Here is a 4,639-nt window from a genome sequence, read left to right on the forward strand (position 1 = left end):
CGGGAGCGCGATCACCATCTCGACCGATGACGAACCGCGCTCACCCCGCATCAGCCACCGGCTGGACCTGGACCGCCGCATGATCGTCGCCTATCGGATCTCGTTGGCCTTGCTGACGACGTAGGCCTGGATGATCGCGGCGACGATCCCCACGATGGCGATGGCGAAGATCGCCCAGAGGACGTTCTGGATGGTCTCGGACATGCCGTCCTCGGCGAGCATTCGTTCGCGTTGCTTGGCGAGCCACGACTCGAGGTCGCGGCGCATGAGCTGGCTCTCCACGTACAGGTTGAGCATCATGGTGGGGTTTCCTCTCCTGAAGGGGTTCTTCCTTGGGGGGTCAGGTGTTGCTCATCAGGGTCATCAGGGATGGCCCCAGCAGGATGGCGATGAAGACGATCGCCAGCATGGTCGCAGGGATGGTGAGCCGCTCGGAGGCGGCGTTCGCCCGGGCCTGCTCGTCGGTCAGGAGCGCCACGCGCAGCGGTCGGTTGTGTTCCCGGAGGGTCTGGTAGACGGGCATCGTCTGCTGCTCGGCCAGGGCCATGATGTTGGCCAGGTCGTCGAGCTCTGGCAGGTCCAGTTCGTCGCCCATCGCGCGGAGGACGTACCACGGTGGGCGTCCGTCGACGCTGGACTGTGTGAAGCCTTCCGCCAGGCGGTCGAAGACCCACTGGCCGCGGCCGACGCGGGCCGCGTTCTCCAGTGCCTGTCGGGGGCCGGAACCGGCGCGGCGTTCGAGGGCCACGAGGTCGATGAAGCCGGTCAACACGTGGTTGAACTCGAGGCGGGCCGCTTTCGCCTTGCCGTGGATGTCCAGGTTCGGGAGCACGAACAGCCCGACGGCACCGACCAGCGACGCGATCAACGGGACCGCGATCGGGAACCGCAAGCCGAACACGTTGAACAGCGTCGACAGCAGCGGGGGCGCGACCAGCCCGATGGCAGCCATGATCAGCTTCTCGCCGTAGAAACTGGCCTCCGTCCGGCGCAGCAGCGCCAGTTCCTTGACCGGCGTCATCCACACCCACCTCGGCACCCAGCGCGCGACCCACGCGCCCACCCGATCCTGAGCGTCCACGCCGCCCAGCAAGGCCGGAGCTGTCGGCACGCCGGTCAACCGGTCCAGCGCGGGACCGAGCGCCGGCACGGTCGGAGCGAGCCACCACACCGCGCACAGGACGCTCGTGGCGAGCATCAGGCCGGTCAGGGCCGCGAGCTGCAGGCCGGTCATGACGGTTCTCCGGACGCCAACAGTCGGGGCAGCGGCTTGACCCGCGCCATCCGTCGCATCACTACGAGACCGACGACATACAGCGAGAGGAGCACCGACAGGACGACCTGCCCCATCGGCGAGCGATACGGCTCCAGGTACTGGCCGGTGGCGGCCATCCCCACCAGGCACACCACGGTGATCAGGGTGACGATCCGCGCTGTCTGGCGCGGCTTGCTGCGGTCGGCCTCCAGATGACGCCGGGCCGCGACCTCCGCGGACACCGACTCGGCGAGCCCGGACAGGATCTGGGAGAGACCGTCCGCCCGCTTCTGGGCCGCGAGGATGAGGGTGGCTGCCACCAGGTCACCGGTCGAGTCGTTGAACTGGTCGGCGAACGCGCGCAGCGCCTCGGCGGTGTTCCACCGCGACCGGATCCGGCTCACCAGGGTGGTCACCTCCGGACGGATCACGTCGGGTGCCGTGCGCAGCGTGGCCACGAGGGCGCCCTCCAGACCGACTCCCACGGTGATCACGCCGGCCAGGTTGCGTGTCCACTCCGCCAGGCCTTCGAGGCGTTCGATCGTGTGGGACTCGTCCGAGACACCAAGGAGCACCGGCAGGCCGAGCGCCGCCAGCGGGAAGAGCACGATGGCGATCACCCAGCCCGACAGCAAGGCCACCAGCACACCGGCCACCGCCGCCAGCAGACCGGAGATCAGGAGGCGGCGCGGGACGCGGGCGAGCCGCGCCAGGAGCCGGGGCGTCGCCGGAGCGGCCGTCGGGGCCGGGACGCGCCGAAGCCCTGCGACCAGCCCCATCACGCCACCGACGCCGAGGACGCTCACCAGCGCGGGAACCAGCGGGTTCATGCGACACCGCCGTGGCGTTGCGCCTCCAGGAGGAACTCGTTCGCGGTGAACCCGTGCCCCGCCAGCATCCGTAGGTGGTCGGGCAGCACGAAGGCGACGGCCGGGCCGTCGGGGTCGCTCCTGAAGACGGTGGTCGCGGCGTAGCCGGCGGACTCCTCGCCCGGCGTGATCGCCAGCACCTCGTCGATCACACGCCGCTTGCGGACCGATCCGTCGCGGCCGCGCACGAACATGGACCGCAGCTGCACCACCAGGCCGAGGCAGCGGGCCAGCTTCATCACCGCCGAGTCACGGGTGACCTCGCCGGACTGCATCGCGCAGCTGACGAGCTTCTCCATCGTGTCGGCCGCCGACGCCGCATGCGTCGTGGACAGGGAGCCCGAGCCGGACTCCATGGCCATGATCATCTGCGCGACCTCGCGACCGCGGACCTCGCCCACGATCTGCCGGTCGAGCGCGTACCGGAAGGAGGCGTGCATGCCGTCCTGGAGGGTGAACTCGTTCACCGGACGTCCGTCGGGACCTCGCTCGCCCGAACCGGGACGCGCTTCCCACGAGAAGACGACGGGGTGCTCGTCGACCAACTGCTCCAGACCCAGCTCTCGTTCCGTCTCGAACGTCCCCAGCACCTCCTCCGGACCGATCTCGGCACACAACGCCCGCAGCAGGGTGGTCTTCCCATCGCCTTGTTGACCGGAGACCACGATCGACAAGCGAGCCTTCACCGCGGCCGCCAGGAACGACGCCAGCAAGGGGCTCACCGTGTCCAGACCCACGAGGTCGTCGAGAGTGATGCGCACCAGGCGGTGCCTTCGGATCACCACGCTCGGCCGATGGGTGACGAACGCGGACGCCGCCAGGCGAGCGCCGTCCAGGTTCAGGTGGAGGTCCGGGTTGGCGTCGGAGAACACGCGCGGCGGATCGGCCCTGGACGCCAGGTCCTGCAGCAGCTGGATCAGCTCTTCGTCGGACGCCGCCACCGGCGGCCCCGGCACCTTCTCGCCGCCCACCAGGTCCAGAAACACCCGGTCGTGACCGACGACGATGATGTTCTCGACGTCCGCGCGATCCACCAGGGGCTGCAACCGGCCGAGCCCGAACATCAGGTCGAACACCGCCCGCGCCAAGGCATCCTGCGCGTTGGCGGAACTGACGGAGCCTTGGACGGCAAAGCGCGCCTCCGTCGCCTCCTGGACGACCTCCATGATCACGGCCCGCCCCAGCTCCTGGCGGGAGGTCTCGTCAACGAACGGGGACAGCGCCGCCCGCTCGGAGAAGCGCTTGGACGCCAGCGCGCGCAGCTCCGACGCCTCGTCCCAATCCACCGCGGGCGAGTGTTCCGTGGGCGATCCCATCGGTCCCACCTTCGCCTCGCGGCCGACCACATGAAGGGCGGACGGCGTGGCGACTGCCGTCGACAGGGTGAACCCAGAGCGGACGCGTCCCGGCCGCGCCGCATCAACCGCGTCACCGAAGGCGGTGAACAGCGGCACGCTGGCCAGGTCGGGCCCTTCCCAAGTGGGCTGCGGCGGCTTCGTCATCGCTCCGCCCCCGCCCTAGTAAGCGTTGGCGCGTCGTCTGAGCGCGGCGCCAGAGCCCGAAGCGACTCACCCAACGCCACCACCGAACGAGGCAGCGGCGAACGGTCGAACCGACGCTGAGGCTCCCCGTGGGACCACCACCGCGCGGCGTCCGGATCCCACGCGACCTCGCCGACCACCGGCACGCCCAGCGTCTTGGTGACCTCGGAGGTGCTGTACCGACTGGCCGGCCCTGCGACGACCAAACGCACCTCGCCCAACGAGCCTTCCTGGAGACCGGGCAACCATGACCGCACCCGGGCCAGCTCGGGCAATCCGGTCCCCGTCACCACCACGGTCACGTCCGACTCAGATATGAGCGGCTCCGGGCTGCCGACCATGCCCAGCCGGCCGGCGTCCACGACGATGTCCACGCCCGTGTCCGCGTCGAGGTCGCGCAGGGCGTCCAGGAGCGCGTCCCACACGCCGAGGAGGGACGCGGCCTGCTGGTGCGCGCGGAGCCCCGGCAACAGGCTCGCGTTCGAGTCGGCTAGGGGGAAGAGCCGTGACGGCAGTTCGTCGGCCAACTGGTGGTGTCGGTGCGCCAGCACGAGTTCGGAGAGCCCGGGGCGCGCGACGCCTGTGCAGTACCCGGCCAGGATCGCCGAGCCGCCGGATGGGTCGGCTTCCACGAGCACCACTGGACGGGGCCACGTCAGGGCGAGTCCGACCGACAGGGTCGTCACCCCCAGCGAGCCCGAGACGGACGCGACGGTGAAGAGGGGCATGGCGTCACCGTTCCCGGGAGTCGAGGACCACGGCAACCTTGCCGGTCGCGGCCCGCGCGGCCAGATCGGGCGCGGCGTCCGCGCTCCCCAGCAGGTCAACCAGGGCGAACTGCCCGTCCAGCGAGCGCGTAACCGCGACGACCTTGGCCGCGCTCGTCACCGGCGACACGTCGCCGACCTGGCCCTGCGCGCCCGGCGTCTGCACCACCCGCACGTCGTCGCCGGTCTTCAAGGGAATGGCGGGCA

The 4,639-nt window shown here is 70.3% G+C and carries 5 protein-coding genes and 1 pseudogene; all 6 read right to left on the minus strand.

The window, feature by feature from the left end; translation table 11 throughout:
- Window positions 1–90: 90 nt before the first annotated feature.
- Window positions 91–300, minus strand: a complete 210-nt coding sequence (locus Q1K57_RS07190; RefSeq protein ID WP_300080404.1) for a hypothetical protein — start codon at window positions 298–300, stop codon at window positions 91–93.
- A 40-nt stretch (window positions 301–340) separates the two neighbouring features.
- On the minus strand, window positions 341–1,234 hold the full coding sequence (locus Q1K57_RS07195) for a hypothetical protein (protein WP_300080406.1): 894 nt from the start codon (window positions 1,232–1,234) through the stop codon (window positions 341–343).
- Window positions 1,231–2,085, minus strand: a complete 855-nt coding sequence (locus Q1K57_RS07200; RefSeq protein WP_300080408.1) for a type II secretion system F family protein — start codon at window positions 2,083–2,085, stop codon at window positions 1,231–1,233. Before Q1K57_RS07200 ends, Q1K57_RS07195 begins: the two co-directional genes overlap by 4 nt.
- Entirely contained in the window at window positions 2,082–3,440 is a 1,359-nt protein-coding gene (locus tag Q1K57_RS07205; RefSeq protein WP_300080410.1) for an ATPase, T2SS/T4P/T4SS family, read from the minus strand. The genes Q1K57_RS07200 and Q1K57_RS07205 overlap by 4 nt, the downstream gene beginning before the upstream one ends.
- A gap of 182 nt (window positions 3,441–3,622) precedes the next feature.
- Window positions 3,623–4,393, minus strand: a complete 771-nt coding sequence (locus Q1K57_RS07210; protein WP_300080412.1) for a hypothetical protein — start codon at window positions 4,391–4,393, stop codon at window positions 3,623–3,625.
- Between the two features lie 4 nt (window positions 4,394–4,397).
- A pseudogene (locus Q1K57_RS07215) lies at window positions 4,398–4,639 on the minus strand (hypothetical protein); the annotation flags it as partial.

Origin of the sequence: Propioniciclava sp., from assembly GCF_029977985.1 — a bacterium.
Taxonomy (GTDB): domain Bacteria; phylum Actinomycetota; class Actinomycetes; order Propionibacteriales; family Propionibacteriaceae; genus Propioniciclava.

Bases quoted from the DNA above. Each gene is read 5' to 3' on its own strand.
- Q1K57_RS07190 (WP_300080404.1), bottom strand. From the start codon at position 300: ATGATGCTCAACCTGTACGTGGAGAGCCAGCTCATGCGCCGCGACCTC.
- Q1K57_RS07195 (WP_300080406.1), bottom strand. From the start codon at position 1,234: ATGACCGGCCTGCAGCTCGCGGCCCTGACCGGCCTGATGCTCGCCACG.
- Q1K57_RS07200 (WP_300080408.1), bottom strand. From the start codon at position 2,085: ATGAACCCGCTGGTTCCCGCGCTGGTGAGCGTCCTCGGCGTCGGTGGC.
- Q1K57_RS07205 (WP_300080410.1), bottom strand. From the start codon at position 3,440: ATGGGATCGCCCACGGAACACTCGCCCGCGGTGGATTGGGACGAGGCG.
- Q1K57_RS07210 (WP_300080412.1), bottom strand. From the start codon at position 4,393: ATGCCCCTCTTCACCGTCGCGTCCGTCTCGGGCTCGCTGGGGGTGACG.